The organism is Streptomyces johnsoniae (assembly GCF_031845565.1).
In the GTDB taxonomy this organism is placed as follows: Bacteria; Actinomycetota; Actinomycetes; order Streptomycetales; family Streptomycetaceae; genus Streptomyces; species Streptomyces johnsoniae.
Window position 1 is genome coordinate 23643 of the sequence record NZ_JAVREV010000029.1, and the last position, 16290, is coordinate 39932.

At 74.4% G+C, this 16290-nt stretch carries 15 protein-coding genes; 6 read left to right on the forward strand and 9 right to left on the reverse strand.

The annotated features are described in order from the left end of the window. Positions 1-11: 11 nt before the first annotated feature. Genes RM779_RS32380 through rsmH form a run of 3 tightly spaced genes read right to left on the reverse strand, consistent with a single transcriptional unit; the run spans position 12 to position 3534 of the window. Positions 12-1883 carry a peptidoglycan D,D-transpeptidase FtsI family protein gene (locus RM779_RS32380; protein WP_311621373.1) on the reverse strand — a complete coding sequence of 624 codons (1872 nt, stop codon included), beginning with the start codon at positions 1881-1883 and terminating at the stop codon, positions 12-14. Further along, on the reverse strand, positions 1880-2557 hold the full coding sequence (locus RM779_RS32385; protein WP_311621374.1) for an FtsB family cell division protein: 678 nt from the start codon (positions 2555-2557) through the stop codon (positions 1880-1882). Before RM779_RS32385 ends, RM779_RS32380 begins: the two co-directional genes overlap by 4 nt. After that, a complete protein-coding gene (gene rsmH / locus RM779_RS32390; RefSeq protein WP_311621375.1) occupies positions 2554-3534 on the reverse strand; it encodes a 16S rRNA (cytosine(1402)-N(4))-methyltransferase RsmH in 981 nt (326 codons plus the stop codon). The genes RM779_RS32385 and rsmH overlap by 4 nt, the downstream gene beginning before the upstream one ends. Positions 3535-3754: 220 nt before the next feature. Between rsmH and RM779_RS32395 the strand changes: the two genes are divergently transcribed. The 4 genes from RM779_RS32395 to RM779_RS32410 all read left to right on the forward strand — a co-directional run bounded on the left by RM779_RS32395 (position 3755) and on the right by RM779_RS32410 (position 9114). Then, entirely contained in the window at positions 3755-4270 is a 516-nt protein-coding gene (locus tag RM779_RS32395; RefSeq protein ID WP_077061970.1) for a beta-class carbonic anhydrase, read from the forward strand. A gap of 130 nt (positions 4271-4400) precedes the next feature. Beyond that, positions 4401-5393, forward strand: a complete 993-nt coding sequence (locus RM779_RS32400) for an AAA family ATPase (protein ID WP_311621376.1) — start codon at positions 4401-4403, stop codon at positions 5391-5393. Continuing rightward, on the forward strand, positions 5393-6691 hold the full coding sequence (locus RM779_RS32405) for a DUF58 domain-containing protein (RefSeq protein WP_311621377.1): 1299 nt from the start codon (positions 5393-5395) through the stop codon (positions 6689-6691). Before RM779_RS32400 ends, RM779_RS32405 begins: the two co-directional genes overlap by 1 nt. A gap of 47 nt (positions 6692-6738) precedes the next feature. Then, positions 6739-9114 (forward strand): transglutaminaseTgpA domain-containing protein, encoded by a 2376-nt coding sequence (locus RM779_RS32410; RefSeq protein WP_311621378.1) that lies wholly within the window; start codon positions 6739-6741, stop codon positions 9112-9114. Between the two features lie 138 nt (positions 9115-9252). On the opposite strand, the gene RM779_RS32415 is transcribed toward RM779_RS32410, so the two are convergent. From RM779_RS32415 to RM779_RS32425, 3 genes are all read right to left on the reverse strand, one after another. After that, a complete protein-coding gene (locus RM779_RS32415; protein WP_077061967.1) occupies positions 9253-9657 on the reverse strand; it encodes a DUF3040 domain-containing protein in 405 nt (134 codons plus the stop codon). A gap of 204 nt (positions 9658-9861) precedes the next feature. After that, a complete protein-coding gene (locus RM779_RS32420) occupies positions 9862-10659 on the reverse strand; it encodes a class I SAM-dependent methyltransferase (RefSeq protein ID WP_311621379.1) in 798 nt (265 codons plus the stop codon). A 43-nt stretch (positions 10660-10702) separates the two neighbouring features. Next, positions 10703-11173, reverse strand: a complete 471-nt coding sequence (locus RM779_RS32425; RefSeq protein WP_311621380.1) for an SAV_6107 family HEPN domain-containing protein — start codon at positions 11171-11173, stop codon at positions 10703-10705. A 250-nt stretch (positions 11174-11423) separates the two neighbouring features. Between RM779_RS32425 and RM779_RS32430 the strand changes: the two genes are divergently transcribed. Beyond that, a complete protein-coding gene (locus RM779_RS32430; RefSeq protein WP_311621381.1) occupies positions 11424-12047 on the forward strand; it encodes a TetR/AcrR family transcriptional regulator in 624 nt (207 codons plus the stop codon). A gap of 194 nt (positions 12048-12241) precedes the next feature. Further along, complete coding sequence (locus RM779_RS32435) at positions 12242-13648, forward strand: phytoene desaturase family protein (protein ID WP_311621382.1); 1407 nt, start codon at positions 12242-12244, stop codon at positions 13646-13648. Positions 13649-13721: 73 nt separating this feature from the next. On the opposite strand, the gene RM779_RS32440 is transcribed toward RM779_RS32435, so the two are convergent. From RM779_RS32440 to thiE, 3 genes are read right to left on the reverse strand one after another with little or no spacing between them, the layout of a single operon-like run. Further along, positions 13722-14648 (reverse strand): hypothetical protein, encoded by a 927-nt coding sequence (locus RM779_RS32440; protein ID WP_311621383.1) that lies wholly within the window; start codon positions 14646-14648, stop codon positions 13722-13724. Positions 14649-14676: 28 nt separating this feature from the next. Further along, entirely contained in the window at positions 14677-15603 is a 927-nt protein-coding gene (gene metF, locus RM779_RS32445) for a methylenetetrahydrofolate reductase [NAD(P)H] (RefSeq protein ID WP_311621384.1), read from the reverse strand. Positions 15604-15633: 30 nt separating this feature from the next. Continuing rightward, positions 15634-16281 (reverse strand): thiamine phosphate synthase, encoded by a 648-nt coding sequence (thiE, locus tag RM779_RS32450; protein WP_311621385.1) that lies wholly within the window; start codon positions 16279-16281, stop codon positions 15634-15636. Positions 16282-16290 lie beyond the last annotated feature (9 nt).

Genomic DNA, 16290 nt, shown 5'->3' on the forward strand with positions numbered 1-16290 from the left:
CGTCGGGACGGTCATGCGTCGGGGTCGAACGTGACCGGGAGCCCGGCGAACTCCTCGCCCGTCGGGGGGATCTCCAGGGCGGCCAGCGAGAAGCGCATGACCTCGTTGAACACCGGCCCGCAGACCTCGCTGCCGGTATAGGCGCCCTCGGTGGGGTTCTGGACGGCGCAGTACACGGTGAGGCGGGGCTCGTCGGCGGGGGCGAAGCCGGCGAAGGACGAGGTGTAGCCGTCGTAGACGCCGGTCTCCGGGTCCACCCGGTTGGAGGTCCCGGTCTTGCCCGCGACGCGGTAGCCGGGGATGCGGGCGGCGCTGCCGGTGCCCTCCTCGTCGACGACGACGGTCTCCAGCATGCGGGTGACGTCCTCGGCCGTCTCCTCGCTCACCACCCGTTCGCGCTCCGGCGCGGGCGCCGGCTCGTACTGGCCGTCGGCCCCGGTGGCGCCGCGGACCAGGCTGGGGGTGACGCGTTCGCCGCCGTTCGCGATGGTGGAGTAGACGGAGGCGGCCTGGACGGCGTTGACGGACAGGCCCTGGCCGAAGGGGATCGTGTACTGCTGGCTGGAGTTCCAGTCCTCCGGGTCGGCCAGGATGCCGGCGGTCTCGCCGGGGAAGCCGAGCCCGGTGGGCCGGCCGAAGCCGAAGGCGCCGAGGTAGGAGTGCAGGATCTCGTTGGCCTCGGCCTGGGTGTCGCCCAGCTCCTCGGCGGCGAGGATGGTGCCGATGTTGCTGGAGTGGGCCAGGACGCCCGCGAGGGTCAGGTACAGCGTCTCGTGGTTCACGTGGTCGGCGAAGCTGCGGTCGGCGCGCGGCAGCCGGTTGGGCACGGTCACGTGGGTGCCCGTGGTGGCGGCCTGTTCCTCCAGGACGGCGGCCATGGTGATGACCTTGCTGGTGGAGCCGAGCTCGTAGGCGTCTTCGAGCGCCGGGTTGCCGAGGCCGGAGGCGTCGGCGGAGGCGATGTCGTTGGGGTCGTAGCCGGGGGCGCTGGCCAGGGCCAGGATCTCGCCGGTGACGGTGTCCTGCACGACCACGTAGCCGCTGTCGGCCTCGGACGCCTCGACCTGCTCGGCGATGGCGTTCTGGGCGGCCCACTGCACGTCGCGGTCCAGGGTCAGCTCGATGTCGAGGCCGGGGACGGCCGGCTGCTCCTCCTCGCCCGCCGTCGGCACGCGCCGCCCGCCGGACTGGGCGTACCTGATCTCGCCGTCCTCGCCGCGCAGTTGCTCCTCAAGCTGCGCCTCAAGGCCGCCGCCGCCCTGCCCCTCGGCGTTGACGAAGCCGAGGACGGAGGCGGCCAGCTCGTCGTTGGGGTAGCTGCGCTTGGGGTTCTCCACGGCGAAGACACCGGAGAGCACCTGCTGCCCGGTGCCCTTGGCGGCCTGCTCGGCCAGGTTGGCGCGGACGTCCTGGATCTGCCGCCAGGTCTGCGGGGTCTGCTGGCGGGCGAGGAGGGCATAGCGGGACTCGGGGTCGTCCAGGAGGGCGGCCAGCTCCGCCTCGTCGCGGCCGAGGATAGGGGCGAGCAGCGCGGCGGCCCGCTCGGGGGCGTCGGGAATGCCGGACTCCTCCTCGCTGAAGAGGAGGGGATCGGCGGTGATGTCGTAGGCGTCGACGGTGGTGGCGAGCGCCTGGCCGTTGCGGTCGGTGATGTCGCCGCGCTCGGCGGACAGTTCGACGGTGACGTAACGGTTGATGGCCGCCTGCTCGGTGTACGAGTCGGCGCCGACGGCCTGGACCTGGAGCAGGCGGATACCGAAGGCCAGCATGACCAGGGTGAGGGCGAGGCCGACCAGGCGCAGGCGGGGCCGGGGGCTGCCGAGGCGCAGCGGGCCGCCGTCGGGCTTGGGGCGCCGGGGGCGCGGGGGCTTCTGGCTGCTCATGGGGTCTCCCCTGGGCCCGGCACGGGCGGCGCGGGCGGCGTCATGGGCTCGTCGGTGCTGTCCGCCGGAGCGGTGGGCGCGGGCGTGGGCTCCGGCGCGTGCCCCGGCTCGGGTGCGACGTTCGCGCCCGGCGCCTGGGGGGCGCCCGTGCCGGAGGGAGCGCCGGGCTCCTCCGGGGTGGGCGCGGGCTCCGGGGTGGGCGCGGGGCCGTCCGCGGGTCCCGACTGGGGGGCGACGGGCCCCTCGGGGATCTCGGTGCCCCCGTCCTCGGTCTCCTCGGCCTCGGGGCTGGGCGCGGGCGCCGGCTCGGCGTCGCCGAGCACCGAGCCGTCGGGGCCGATGAACGCGGGCGGGCCGCCGGGCACGAGGCCGAGTTCACGGGCACGTTCCGCGAGCGCGTCGGGGGCGGAGTAGCCGTCGACCTCGGCCTGGAGCTGCTGTTGCTGGTCGGTCAGCTCCTTCTGCTCGCGGCGCAGCTCACTCAGCTCGAAGGAGCCCTGGTTCAGGGAGGCGTTGAGGAACAGCAGGCCGAGCATCCCGGCGCCGAGGAGCACGACGACCAGCAGCACGAACGGGGTGCGGGCGGCCGAGGAGCCGCGGGCGGGGCCCAGGCCGGTCAGCCGGGCCAGGCGGCCGGGCGCGCCGGCCGCCGAAGGGCGCTGCGAGCGGCTCATGTGACGGCCTCCTCCCGGATGCGCTCCGCCGCGCGCAGCCGGGCGGGGGCGGCGCGCTTGTTGTCGGCGACCTCCTGCTCGTCCGGCACTTCCGCACCGCGGGTCAGCAGCCGCAGGCGCGGCTGGTACTCCTCGGGCACGACCGGCAGGCCGGGCGGCGCGGTGGTCGCCGCGCCCTCGGCCAGGGTGCGCTTGACGAGCCGGTCCTCCAGGGAGTGGTAGGAGAGGACGGCGATGCGCCCGCCGACCGCGAGGGCGGCGACGGCGGCGGGCAGGGCGCGCCCGAGGACGGCGAGTTCGCCGTTGACCTCGATGCGCAGGGCCTGGAACGTGCGCTTGGCGGGGTTGCCGCCGGTCCGCATGGCCGCCTGCGGCAGGGCTTCGCGGATCAGGGCGACCAGGCGGGCGCTGGAGGTGATGGGCTGCCGGGCGCGTTCGGCGACGACCGCTTCGACGATGCGACGGGCGAACCGTTCCTCTCCGTAGGTCCGCAGTACCCGGACCAGCTCGCCCGGCGCGTAGGTGTTGAGGACGTCGGCGGCGCTCGGCCCGGTGGTCTGGTCCATCCGCATGTCGAGGGGGGCGTCCCTGGCGTAGGCGAATCCACGGCCGGACTCGTCCAGCTGCATCGAGGAGACGCCCAGGTCGAACAGCACGGCGGCCACGCGGGTGAGGCCGAGGTCCGTGAGCACGGACGGGAGTTCGTCGTAGACGGCGTGCACCAGCGTGGCCCGGTCGCCGTGCGGTGCCAGGCGCTCCCCCGCCAGCCGCAGCGCCTCCGGGTCGCGGTCGAGCCCGATCAGGCGGGCCGAGGGGAAGGCGGCGAGCAGCGCCTCGCCGTGCCCGCCGAGGCCGAGGGTGCAGTCGACCACGACCGGCTCCGGCCCGCGCAGCGCCGGGCCCAGCACGTCCAGGCAGCGCTGGAGCATCACGGGGCGGTGCCGGACTTCCGGCGGCCGGTCGTTGCTGGTCGTCATGTGCCTTCCGGGGGGAGGTGAGACAGGTGACGGGCGAAGACGGCGGCCTGGTGCACGCCTCCCAGTGCGCGTCACACTAGCCCACCTGTTTCCGCGGTCAATCACTGAGGTTCGTCGGGTGCGGCGTTTCGGGCTAACGCGGCAGCCCGCCGCTTTACTGTGACCCGCATCACCCAACTCGGCGAGACGGGCGCACAGGGGCCGTATTAACGTCGCAGATATGACGGACGCGGTCACTGACCAGCTCATCGAGGCCAACAAGCGCTACGCCGGCGGATTCACCGACCCGGGAATGGACGCCAGGCCGGTACGCAAGGTTGCCGTAGTGGCGTGCATGGACGCGAGGCTCGACCTGCACGCGGCCCTCGGACTCTCCCTGGGCGACTGCCACACCATACGCAATGCGGGAGGTGTGGTCACCGACGACGTCATCCGGTCCCTGACGATCAGTCAGCGCCAGCTTGGCACGAGGACGGTCGTCCTGATACACCACACGGGCTGCGGGCTGCTCGGTCTCACCGAGAACTTCCGGCACGAGCTGGAGCTCGAAGTCGGCCAGAAACCGAACTGGGCGGTCGAGTCGTTCACGGATCTGGACCAGGATGTGCGGCAGTCCATGGCCCGCGTGCGCACCTCGCCTTTCCTCCCGCACACTGAGGACGTACGCGGCTTTGTGTTCGATGTAACGACCGGTCTGCTCCGTGAGATCCACCTGGCGGACTCCCCGGCCCCGTGACGCGCGTCCCCCGGGTGTGAAGAATGCTCGGGGGGAGCAACCGTCCGGGGCGGATTCGGTGTCCCGGTTATCTGTGCAGCCCGTGCCACACGTCGGACCGGGCATGGGATGAGGGGCCGAGGAGGGCCGGGTGACGACCTATGAGGAGCAGTCCAAGCTCACCGATCTGAGCGCCACCGCGGAGCAGGTGCGCCGCGCGGTGGAGAGCGTGATCGAGGGCAAGCCGGAGGTCGTGCGGCTCTCGCTGACAGTTCTGCTGGCCGGGGGGCACCTGCTGCTCGAGGATGTTCCCGGCGTGGGAAAGACGATGCTGGCGAAGGCGCTGGCGAGGTCCGTCGACTGCTCGGTGCAGCGCATCCAGTTCACGCCGGATCTGCTGCCTTCCGACATCACCGGGATCAGCATCTACGACCAGGAGCGCAAGGAGTTCGAGTTCAAGCCGGGCGCGGTGTTCGCCCAGATCGTCATCGGCGACGAGATCAACCGCGCCTCGCCCAAGACGCAGTCGGCGCTGCTTGAGGCCATGGAGGAGCGGCAGGTTTCGGCCGATGGCCGCACGTACGAGCTGCCCAACCCGTTCATGGTGATCGCCACGCAGAACCCGGTGGAGATGGAGGGGACCTACCCGTTGCCGGAGGCGCAGCGGGACCGGTTCATGGCGCGGGTGTCCGTCGGGTACCCGAGCCCCGACGCGGAGCTGCGGATGCTCCAGGCGCACGGCGGCTTCTCGCCGCTGGAGTCGCTCCAGCCCGCGGCCCACGCGCACGACATCGTCAAGCTGATCGAGGCGGTGCGCGAGATCCACGTGTCGGACTCGGTGCGGCGCTACGCCGTGGACGTGACCGCCGCCACGCGCACCCACCCGGAGCTGCGGCTCGGGGCCTCGCCGCGCGCCACGCTGCACCTGGTGCGCGCGGCGAAGGCCGCCGCGGCGCTGGCCGGGCGGGGCTTCGTGCTGCCGGACGACGTCCAGCAGCTCGCGGTGCCCGTCCTCGCCCACCGGCTGCTGCCCAGCGCGCAGGCCCAGCTGAACCGGCACACCACCGAGCAGTTCGTCGCCGAGATCCTGCGCCGCACGTCGGTGCCCGACCCGTACGCGGCACAGCGTCTGCGGGGCGCTTGATGGCGGCGGCCGGCCCCGCGCCGGGCGGCGAGGACGACCGCGGACCGCTGCGGGCGGCGTTCAGCGGGCTGACCACCCGGGGCCGGTCGTTCCTGGCCGCGGGCGCCGCCGCCGCGGTGTGCGCCTACGTGCTCGGACAGCCCGACCTGCTGCGGGTGGGCATACTGCTGGCCGCGCTGCCGGTGCTGTGCGTGCTGGTGCTGCACCGCACCCGCAGCCGGGTCGCCGCGGCGCGGCGGCTGACGCCGGCCCGGGTGCCGGCCGGGTCCGAGGCGCGGGTCCACCTGCGCGTGGAGAACGTGGCGCGCATCCCCAGCGGGCTGCTGCTCCTCCAGGACCGGGTGCCGTACGTGCTGGGCCCGCGGCCGCGGTTCGTGCTGGACCGCATCGAGCCGGGCGGGCGCCGGGAGGTCACCTACCGGGTGCGCTCCGACCAGCGCGGGAGCTATCCGCTGGGGCCGCTCCAGCTGCGGCTGGCGGACCCGTTCGGGATGGTGGAGCTGAGCCGGTCGTTCAACGCGTACGACGTGATGACGGTCCTGCCGCGGATCGAGGCGCTGCCGCCGATACGTCTGGGCGGTGACAGCAAGGGGCACGGCGAGGGTTCGCAGCGCACGATCGCGGTGGCGGGCGACGACGACATCATTCCCCGCGACTACCGGCACGGCGACGATCTGCGGCGCGTGCACTGGCGGTCGACCGCGCACCGCGGCGCGCTGATGGTGCGGCGCGAGGAGCAGCCGCTGCGGGCGCGCTGCACCGTGCTGCTGGACACCAGGCGCGGCGGGTACGTCGGCGGCGGCCCGGATTCCCCGTTCGAACGCGCGGTCTCGGGCGCGGCCTCGGTGGTGTCGCACCTGGCGGGGCGGGGCTACGAGGTGCGGCTGGTGACGGACGCCGGGCTGCTGCTGCCGGGGCCCGGCGGCCAGGGCGCCGACGCGGCGGAGACGACCGGGCTGATCATGGACGCGCTCGCGGTGGTCGACCACTCGCCCGGCCAGGACTTCACGGACGCCGCGGGCGCGGTGCGGGGCGGGGACGGCGGGCTGCTGATCGCGTTCACCGGCACGGTGGGCCGGCGGGAGGCGGCGGCGCTCGGCGCGCTGCGGCAGCGCGCGAACGCCGCGGTGGCCTTCGTCGCGGCCGGCCAGCTGGACCCGGCCTTCGAGGCGGACCGGCTGCGCGGCCTCCTGGGCGCGGGCTGGACCGCGCTGGCGCACCCCCCGGGGGTGCCGCTGGGCCGGCTGTGGCAGCAGGCCGCCCTGGAGCTGTCGGCCGCGGGCCGAGGGCCGTACTGAACGACCGGATTGAGCCGGATGAGGTGGACGGGCGGATGAACGGCCGGATGGACGGCACCATACGGATGGCGGTCGCCGCGTGGCTGGCGACGCTGGCCGCGGCCGGCGCGCTGCTGCCGCTGATCGACGGGTCGGACTGGCTGGTGCAGACGGCGGTCCTGCTGGCCGTGCAGACCGGCATCGGGGCCCTGCTGCGCGGCCGTGGCATGCCCGTCGCCGGGGTGTTCGCCGTTCAGGTGCTGGCCTCGCTGGTGATGCTGACGATCGTCAGCGCGCGGGACCACGCGGTCGGCGGGCTGCTGCCGGGGCCGACGGCGTTCGACGAGTTCGGGCGGCTGCTCACGGCCGGTGCCGACGACATCGGCCGTTACGTGGTACCGGCGCCCGCGACCGACGGAATCCGCCTGATGATCTTCGGCGGTGTCCTGCTCATCGGGCTGCTCGTGGACCTGCTGGCCGTGCCGATGCGCAGCGCCGCCGCGGCCGGACTCCCGCTGCTCGCCCTGTACTCGGTGGCCGCCGGGGTCGCCCAGGAGGACGGCGGCTGGCCGTACTTCCTCGCGGCCGCGGCCGGCTATCTGGTGCTGCTGCTCGCCGAGGGGCGCGAACGGCTGGGACGCTGGGGCCGCTTCCTGTCCGGCCCCGGGCACGGCCGGGTGATGACGCCGCACGACCGGGCGCTGGCCGCCGGGCCGCGGGCCCGGGCTGGGCGCCGCATCGGCGCGCTGACGCTGGGCATCGCGGTGCTGGCGCCCGCGCTGCTGCCCTCGCTCGGCGAGGGCTTCCTCGACCTGGACGGGAGCGGCGGCTCCGGCGGCGGCGGCCGCGGGCAGCTCACCGCGGTCAACCCGGTGGTCTCCCTTCAGGACCAGCTGAACAGGCCGCAGAACCAGGAGGTCCTCACCTACGTCACGAACAGCCCCGCCGCCTCGGACATGTACCTGCGGCTGGTCGCGCTGGACACGTTCGACGGCGAGGAGTGGACCTCCGCCGGCTGGATCGAGAACCGGCTGCCCGAGACGCCGTGGCCGGTGCCTGGGCTGGCGCCTGACGTGCCGAGGACGGAGGTGGTCACCACCATCGAGGCGTCGGACTCGTACGCGCAGTCCTCGCTGCCCGTTCCGTATCCGGCGGAGTGGATCGAGACCGGGCAGGGCTGGCTGTTCGACCGCGGCTCGCAGACGCTGGCCTCGGACGACAGCGACCTGACCACCAGGGGCGCGACGTACGACGTGGGGCACCTGCTGGTGGAGCCGACGGCGGAGCAGCTGGCGAACGCCCCGGCGCCCCCGCAGGACTGGGCCACGTACTTCACCCGGCTCCCGGAGGACCTCCCTCCCGCGGTGGGGTCCACGGCGGCCGAGGTGACACGGGAGGCGGGCAACGACTACGAGCGGGCCGTCGCGCTGCAGAACTGGTTCACCCAGGAAGGCGGCTTCCGCTACGACACCTCGGTCGACGCGGGCAGCGACGCCGACGCCATCGTCAACTTCCTGTCCCAGCGTGAAGGATTCTGCGTCCACTTCGCCTTCACCATGGCGACGATGGCCCGCACGCTGGACATCCCCGCGCAGGTCGTCGTCGGCTTCACGCCGGGCATCCGGCAGGCCGACGGCTCCTTCCAGGTCGGCACCCACAACGCCCACGCATGGCCCGAGCTGTACTTCGAGGGCGTGGGCTGGGTCCGCTTCGAGCCGACCCCGGGGCAGGGCAACGCGCCGGAGTACACCAGGCCGGAGCTTGAGCGCCCCGAGCCGGACCCGACCGAACGGCCGGAGGCGTCGGAGCCCACGCCGACGCAGCCGGAGCCGAACACGCCCTCGGAGGCGCCGGAGTCCTGCACGCCGGGCGAGGAGGGCTGCGGGGAGCCGCCGCGGCTGCCGGGAAGCGACGAGGACGAGGCCGGATTCCCCGTCTGGCCGCTGCTGTGGACCGGCGGCGGCCTGCTGGTGGCGCTGGCGCTCGCGGGGCCGCTGCTGTGGCGCTCGCGGGCCAGGTCCCGGCGGCTGACGGCGGAGGCCGGGACGCTCGCCGCCTGGCGCGAGCTGAACGACACGGCCTGGGACTTCGGAATAGAGCCGCAGCCCTGGGAGACGCCGCGGCAGGCGGCGGAACGGGTCGTGCGGGTGGCCGAGCTGGCGGACGAGTCGGCCGCGGCCGTGCGCCGGGTGGCCTCGGCCGTCGAGGAGGAGCTGTACGCGCCGCGCGCGTCGCTGCCGCGGCGGAGCCTGGCCCACGACGTGCAGGCGGCGGCCGGGGCGCTGCGCGCCGGGTCGGGACGCTGGGCGCGGCTGCGGGCGCTGCTGCTGCCGCGTTCCGCCATGCGGGTGATGCACCTGGCGGCCGAGCGCAGGGCCGCGGCCGGACAGCGGCTGCGGGCGCGACTGGCCCGGCTGGCCCGGCTGGCCACCCGCCGTACGTGACGGTAGGAGCACACGGCGGCCAGAGCCGGCCGCGGGAACGGCAAGGGAACGGCAAGGGCCCCCGGTGATTCCGGGGGCCCTCGTGGCGGTAAGCCGATTCTCTAATGTCTCGGAAAAACGTCCGAAGCCTTAGTCGCCTTAGTCGTCCCGCTCGTCGCGACGCCGCTGCCAGCGGTCCTCGATGCGGTTCATCATGGAGCGGCGCTGCTTCTGGGCGCGGGGCTGGCGGCCGCGGGAAGAACCCGCACTCCGCTGCTGCCCCTGGCCCTGTGCCGGTGCCCTGCGCCAGCCCGTCACCGCAACGACGGCGCAGCCGAGCATGACGAGGAAGCCCACCACGCTCAGCGCGATGAACTGGGTGACCATGCCCCCCATGAGCAGGCCGATACCGACCAGGAAGCCGGCAATGGCCTGGTAGACCCGCTTGCGCGTGAAGGTGCGCAGCTCGGTCCCCTCAAGCGCTGTCGCGAATTTGGGATCTTCGGCGTACAGCGCTCGCTCCATTTGCTCGAGCATGCGCTGCTCGTGGTCCGAGAGCGGCACGGGGTCCTCCTACTCGTCGGTCGCGGTGCGACCCGATCCGACTCTTCAAGGATAGGCAGGGAAGTCTCCCTGTGAAACCCACCCCTGTACGCCAATTTCGCCCACCACACCCGGGCGCCGGACCCTGCGGGGGTGGAAAACTCATTCCCTCGCCTGACCCGGATCATGCCGGAGGGCTTCCTCCCGATGATACGAGGAACGGGACTACTGGTCCCCCGGGAGTCCGGCGAGCAGGTGCAGCCGGCCCGCGATGGCCTGGAACGCGGGCAGCGCGGCGGCCTCCGCCTCCAGGCTGGTCAGGGCCTGCAACGCCGCCGGCTCGGCATCCATCAGGGAGCCCGGCACCAGATCCGCGAAGATACCGACGCCCTGCACCTCCCCCGGGACCAGGCCCGCGGCCCCCACCAACTCCGCCAGGCGCTCAACGGTGAACCGGTGCGGCACCGGATCACCCTCGCCCCAGCGCCCGGCCGGGTCCGCGAGCACCTGTCTGGCCTCCGTGAACCGCCCGGCCAGCGCCCGGGACAGCACCGCGCCACCCGCGCCCGCCACCAGCAGGCTCACCGTGCCGCCGGCCGGCCGCAGCGCCCCGGCCACGGCGCGCAGCGCCGCGGCGGGATCGTCCACGTGCTCCAGTACGCCGTGGCACAACACCAGGTCATACCGCTCGCGTCCGGCGACGTCGAGGAGGTCGTGCGTATCGCCCTGGACGCCGGTCACCCGGTCGGCCACCCCCTCCTCCGCGGCCCGGCGCTCCAGCGCGAACAGCGCGTCCGGGCTCGGGTCCACGACCGTCACCCGGTGGCCGAGGCCCGCGACCGGAACCGCGAAACTGCCGCTGCCGCCACCGGTGTCGAGAACGTCGAGCGCCTGCCGCCCGGCCGCCTCCGCCCGCCGCACCAGCGCGGCGCGCAGCACCTCCCACACCACCCCGGCCCGCAGCGCGGCGTGCGGTCCCGGCAACGGGGCCGCCGCGGCCCGGGCCCTCGACTCTGACGGCATGGCAGCTGGCTCCTCGGTGCGCTGTGGCGGGGGCGTCACCACCCTACTTCGCGGCGGGTCCGCCCCGGTCCCCCTCCGCCCGGAGCACCGGCTGCCGCAGCAGACGGTCCTCCACCAGGCGCAGGAAGAAACCGGCGGCACGGCGCAGGTCCGCCGCGTCCTCCGGGCCTGCGACATCCCTGATCCCCGCCTCTATCCGGGCCCGCCGGTCGGCGCTCGCGGCGAAGAGCAGGCTCCACTCGGCCAGCTCGGGGGCTATCTCCGGCAGCACCTCCCACACGCTGCGGATGCGGCGCCGGCCGCGCGAGGTGGTCTCGGGGCGGCCCCGGACCGCGAGCACGGCCGCCGCCGCGCGCAGGGCGGCGAGGTGGGCGGCGACATAGGACTCGCCGGGGTCCGCCAGCGCCGCCGCCTCGTCCAGGCCGCGCGATGCCTGCGCGAGCAGGCCGAGGGCGGCCGGCGGCGCGGGCGCCCGGCGCGGCACGGGGTGCACATCGGTCGGGAGTCCGGTCATGACGAGCCTCCAGTCAGTCGTCACTCACGTCGGTCGGCGGTGGGTCCGCCGGGGTCCGGTTGCGTCGTGCGGTGGTCCTCGGCCTCGTGGGCCGCGGCGGTGCGGCCCGTCGATCCATACGTTTTGCTCGGTGCGTGCCATGCGATCCGTGCGCTGCTTCTGCGCGGTATGCGTACCTGTGCACATGGTGACGCACGGCACTGACAATCCCTCCGGCAAGCCGTCGAGGGGGGAGGTAGAGAATCGCCCCATGACTAGGACGGGCACGGGCACCCGACGCGGCGCGACCCGGCAGCGGCTCCACGAGGCCGCGGTGGCGCTCATCGCGGAACAGGGCTTCTCCTCCACCACCGTGGACCAGATCGCCGAACGGGCCGGCGTGGCAAAAGGCACGGTGTACTACAACTTCGGCAGCAAGACGGAGCTCTTCGAGGAGTTACTGCGGCATGGCGTCCGCCCGTTGACCACGTCCCTGGAGCACGCGGCGCGGACGGCGTTCGCCCGGGGCGGCGGCGCGGCCGACGCGCTGGACGAGGTCGCCAGGGCGGGCCTGGTCTTCATCGCCGCGCACCCGGATCTGGCGCGGCTGCTCGTCGCGGAACTGTGGCGGCCCAACCGCGCCTGGCACGCCACGCTCGTCGAACTGCGCGGGCAGGTGGCGGAAGTGGTCGAGGAGGTGCTCGTACAGGGCATGAAGACCGGGGAGTTCGACGGCGGTCTGGACGTCGGGCTGGTCTCCGGGGCCCTCATCGGCACGGTCGTGGCCGGCGCCCTGGACTGGCAGACCTTCCACCCGGGCCGGCCGCTGGACGAGGTGCACGCCGCGCTGTCCCTGCTGCTGCGGGGCCGGCTCGCCGGAGGCGACAGGCCCTAGCCCGCGCACCCCCGGCGAGGCTCCCACCCCCGGGACGGCAGGGCCCCCGCCCGCTCCGCCGCCCCGTGCCGGCGGTGCGGTCCCCCCGGGGCCTGCCAGGAACAACCTTCCCGCGGCCGCCCCTCCCCTCCCATCGGCGCTCGTACTCAGGCGCCTACTCACCCGGGTACTCAGGCCGGGTAAGGTGCTGGCCCATGTCCCGGATCGTGGTGGTCGGCGCCGGCATGGGCGCCATGGCGGTTGCGGCCCGGCTGGCCAGGGCGGGCCACCGGGTGACGGTGGTGGAGCGCTCCGGCACCCACGGCGGTGCGGTCGGCCGCGCGGAACGTGACGGGTTCGCCTTCGACACCGGGCCCGGGCTGCTGTACTTCCCCGCTGTCTGGCGGGACTTGTTCATCAAGACCGGCCGGGTGGAGCTCGCCGGGTGCGTGGACCTCGCCCGGGTCGACCCGGCCGTGGAGCACCGGTTCACGGACGGCACCGCGGTACGGCTCCCGGCGGCCCTCGGCGGGGTCAGGCAGGCCCTGGACGCGGCGTTCGGCGGCGGCGCCGGGGCACGCTGGGCCGAGCTGCTCGGGCGGGCGCGGGAGACCTGGGAGGCGACGCGCCGCCCCCTGATGGAGGAGCCGCTGACGACGCCCGTGTCCGCGCGGCTGACCGGGGAGGGCGACCCGTATCCGGCGAGGCGCGGCGTGCTGCGCCGCCGCCCGGCCACGCTCGCGGCTCTGGCCGCACAGGAGTTGCGCGATCCGCGGCTCGCCGCGCTGCTGACGGGCCTGGTGCAGGACTACGGCTGCGATCCGGAGCGCGTGCCGCCGAGCGCGGCCGTCCTGGCCTACATCGAGCAGACCTTCGGCACCTGGTATCCGGCGGGCGGGATGCGGGCCCTCGCGGACGCCGTCCACCGGCGGTGCCTGGACTGCGGCGTGGAGTTCACGTTCGGCACGGCCGCGGCCCGGCTGCTGTCCCGCGACGGGCGCGCGGCGGGCGTGGAACTGGCCGACGGCCGCAGGCTCCCGGCCGACTCGGTCGTCTGGAGCGCCGCGGGCGTCGGGGAACCGCCCTCGGGCAGCAGCCGGTTCACGCTGCTGCTGGCGCTGCGCGGCGCTCGGCCCGCGGGCACCCCGCACCGCACGCTGGTCCACGCGGACGGCCTGACCGTCTCGGTGCTGCGCCCGGACGACCCCGCGCTGCGCCCCGACGCGGAGCACGAGACGGCCGTGCTGTCGGCGCGGGTGCCCACGGGCGCCGGCGGTCCCGACTGGTCCGCGCCCGCCGTGGCCGCGCGGTGGGCGGAACGGCTGATGTCCGCCGCCGACGCGGCGGGCCTCGCGCTGCGGGAGCGCGCGTTGTGGCACGAGGCGCGCACCCCGCTCGACGTCGAACGGCAGACCGGTGTACCGGGCGGGGTGGTGCCGCCCCCGGCGTTCGCGGGCGGCGGCGGCGCCCACCTGGCGGCGGCCAGCACGGGCCGCCTGCCCGGCGCCTACCGGGCCGGGGCGCTGGCCCACCCGGGCGGCGGCCTGGCCAACGCCGGAATGTCGGGGGCACTGGCCGCGGGCCTGATCACCGAGGGCCCCGACTGGCGCGGCTCGTCCTGAATCCCGGGCCACCGCCCAGGTCCTGGGGCCGCGGCTCGGCCGCTCCGCGGCCGTCGTGCGCCGGGTGGCGGGGTCAGTAGCGCTGGTCGTCGGTGAAGTAGTAGCCCTGGCCCGAGGAGTCGTAGCCGTTCCGCCCGGGGAACGGGTCCTGCTGCGGCTCCTGCGGATAGCCGTAGCCGGGCTCGGGCGCGGCCACGGACGGCTCGCGCTGCTGCGGCACCCACAGCCCGCCGGGCGGCGTCTCCTGGTAGTACGGGTCGCCGCCGCCGGCCGCCGGCCAGGCGGCCGTGCCCTGCTCGTCGCCGTAACCGGTCTGCTGGGCCGGGTAGTCCTGGGCATAGGCCGGGGCGTACGGCTGCGCCTCCTGCTGGTCGGCGCCGGGGTAGGACGGGCCGCCGCGCCAGCTCTCCTCCGGTGCCCCCCAGCCGGCGGGCTCGGCGGCGTACTGCCCGGCGTAGGTGTAGCTCTCGCCGGTGTCCTGCGCCCCGGGGTACGGCTCCTGGTACCCGCCCGGCGCGTAGGAGTCCGCGTAGTCGGCGGCGGGCTGCGGCTGCCCCGCGGGCTCGGGGGGTATGCCGTCCCCGTAGTCCGGCGCGTCCGGATAGTCCTCGGCGCCGGGCCGGGCCGCGGCGAACTCCGCGGTGGCGGGCCCCTCGTCGGGCGGGGCGGCCGAGGCGTCCGGTACCGGCGGCATCGGCTGCACCGAGCCGCCGCCGCCCGCCCGGCGCCGCTTGCTGGTGCCTGGCTTGCCGCCGAGCGCCCAGCCGGTGGAGAAGCCGCGGCGGAAGGAGAGCGTGACGAACGTCTGCCCCGTCGCGAAGGCCACCGCGCCGAGCGCGATGACGGGCACCGAGGGCAGCAGGACCCCGATCACGACGCCGAGGAAGCCGCAGAAGGCCACCAGCCGCCAGCGCAGCCGGGCCTTGTACTGGAGCAGAACCTCACCTAGCAGCCACAGGGCCACGACGCCAAAGGCGAGGTAGAGGACCGTCCAGCCCATGTACGCCCCTCTCTGCGCAGATCCGGCCCTAAGTCCGCTGGTCCAGACCCAGGTTCCGGTAGACATCCAGCGTCGCCGTGGAGTGGGTCGACGTGTTCAGCGTGATGAAGTGGAGTCCGGGAATGTCCTCGTCCATCAGCCTCGCACAAAGCTCCGTGGCGAAGTCAATCCCGACCGAGCGTACAGCCATCGGGTTGTCTTTGACCGCGTGGATGCGCCTTTCCAACTCCGGTGGGAACGCCGCGTTGCTGAGCTGCGTGAACCGCTCGATCTGCCGTACGTTCGTGATCGGCATGATCTCCGGGATGATCGGGGTCTCGCAGCCCGCGGCGGCGACCCGGTCGCGCAGCCGCAGGTAGTCCTCGGGGTAGAAGAACATCTGCGTGATGGCGAAGTCGGCTCCGGCGCGGCACTTGTTGACGAAGTGCCTGATGTCGGTCTCCCAGTCCACCGACCGCGGGTGCATTTCGGGGAACGCGGCGACCCCGACGCAGAAGTCGCCCGCCTCCTTGATGAGCGCGACCAGCTCGGCGGCGTAGCCGACGCCTTCCGGATGTCTGGTCCACTCCCCCATCGGATCGCCCGGCGGATCGCCGCGCAGCGCCAGCATGTTGCGGATGCCGGCGCCCGCGTACTGACCCACGATGTTGCGCAGCTCGGCGACGGAGTGGTTGACGGCGGTGAGGTGCGCGACCGGGGTCAGCGTGGTGTCGGTGGCGATCCGCTCGGTGGCCCGCACGGTGCGCTCCCTGGAGGAGCCGCCCGCACCGTAGGTGACCGAGACGAACGTGGGCGCCACCGCCTCGACCCTGCGGATCGCGTTCCACAGGGTGCGCTCGCCCTTCTCGGTCTTCGGCGGGCTGAACTCGAAGGAGAACGAGCGCTCACCGGCGGCGAGCAGCTCGCGCACGGTCTGCGCCCGTCCGGTCATCCTGCTGGCGATCCCAAGAGCCATGAGTGCAGGTTACCCACGGCGCGGAACGGATCACCCGTCCGTCCGGCCCGCGGACGCCCGCAGCCGGGCGGCCAGCTCCGCCGCCGCCGCGCCCGGATCGGCCGCCTTTGTGAGGGCCCTGACGACCACCACCCGGCGCGCGCCCGCGGCCATGACCTCCGCCAGATTGCCCGCGTCGATGCCGCCGATGGCGAACCACGGACGGTCACCTGCCACCGACGCGGCGTACCGCACGAGCGGCAGGCCGGGGGCGGCCCGGCCCGGCTTGGTCGGGGTGGGCCAGCACGGGCCGGTGCAGAAGTAGTCCACCGCGGGGTCGGCCAGGGCCGCGTCCACCTGGCTCTCGCGGTGGGTGGAGCGGCCGACGGCGACGCCGCCGCCCAGGATGGCCCGGGCGGCGGCGACGGGCAGGTCGCCCTGGCCGAGGTGGAGCACGTGGGAACCGGCGGCGTGCGCGACGTCGGCCCGGTCGTTGACGGCGAGGAGCTTGCCGTGCCGCCGGCAGGCGTCGGCGAAGACGGCCAGGTGCTCCAGCTCCTCGGCCGCCTCCATGCCCTTGTCCCGCAGCTGCACGATGTCGACGCCGCCGGCCAGCACGGCGTCGAGGAAGGCCGGCAGGTCGCCCTCCCGCCTCCTGGCGTCGGTGCACAGATAGAGCCGGGCATCGGCGATCCGCATGGGTCCCCC

Coding starts and splice junctions, on each gene's coding strand:
- RM779_RS32380 (WP_311621373.1), bottom strand. CDS start 1,883: ATGAGCAGCCAGAAGCCCCCGCGCCCCCGGCGCCCCAAGCCCGACGGC.
- RM779_RS32385 (WP_311621374.1), bottom strand. CDS start 2,557: ATGAGCCGCTCGCAGCGCCCTTCGGCGGCCGGCGCGCCCGGCCGCCTG.
- rsmH (WP_311621375.1), bottom strand. CDS start 3,534: ATGACGACCAGCAACGACCGGCCGCCGGAAGTCCGGCACCGCCCCGTG.
- RM779_RS32395 (WP_077061970.1), top strand. CDS start 3,755: ATGACGGACGCGGTCACTGACCAGCTCATCGAGGCCAACAAGCGCTAC.
- RM779_RS32405 (WP_311621377.1), top strand. CDS start 5,393: ATGGCGGCGGCCGGCCCCGCGCCGGGCGGCGAGGACGACCGCGGACCG.
- RM779_RS32410 (WP_311621378.1), top strand. CDS start 6,739: ATGGACGGCACCATACGGATGGCGGTCGCCGCGTGGCTGGCGACGCTG.
- RM779_RS32420 (WP_311621379.1), bottom strand. CDS start 10,659: ATGCCGTCAGAGTCGAGGGCCCGGGCCGCGGCGGCCCCGTTGCCGGGA.
- RM779_RS32425 (WP_311621380.1), bottom strand. CDS start 11,173: ATGACCGGACTCCCGACCGATGTGCACCCCGTGCCGCGCCGGGCGCCC.
- RM779_RS32430 (WP_311621381.1), top strand. CDS start 11,424: ATGACTAGGACGGGCACGGGCACCCGACGCGGCGCGACCCGGCAGCGG.
- RM779_RS32435 (WP_311621382.1), top strand. CDS start 12,242: ATGTCCCGGATCGTGGTGGTCGGCGCCGGCATGGGCGCCATGGCGGTT.
- RM779_RS32440 (WP_311621383.1), bottom strand. CDS start 14,648: ATGGGCTGGACGGTCCTCTACCTCGCCTTTGGCGTCGTGGCCCTGTGG.
- metF (WP_311621384.1), bottom strand. CDS start 15,603: ATGGCTCTTGGGATCGCCAGCAGGATGACCGGACGGGCGCAGACCGTG.
- thiE (WP_311621385.1), bottom strand. CDS start 16,281: ATGCGGATCGCCGATGCCCGGCTCTATCTGTGCACCGACGCCAGGAGG.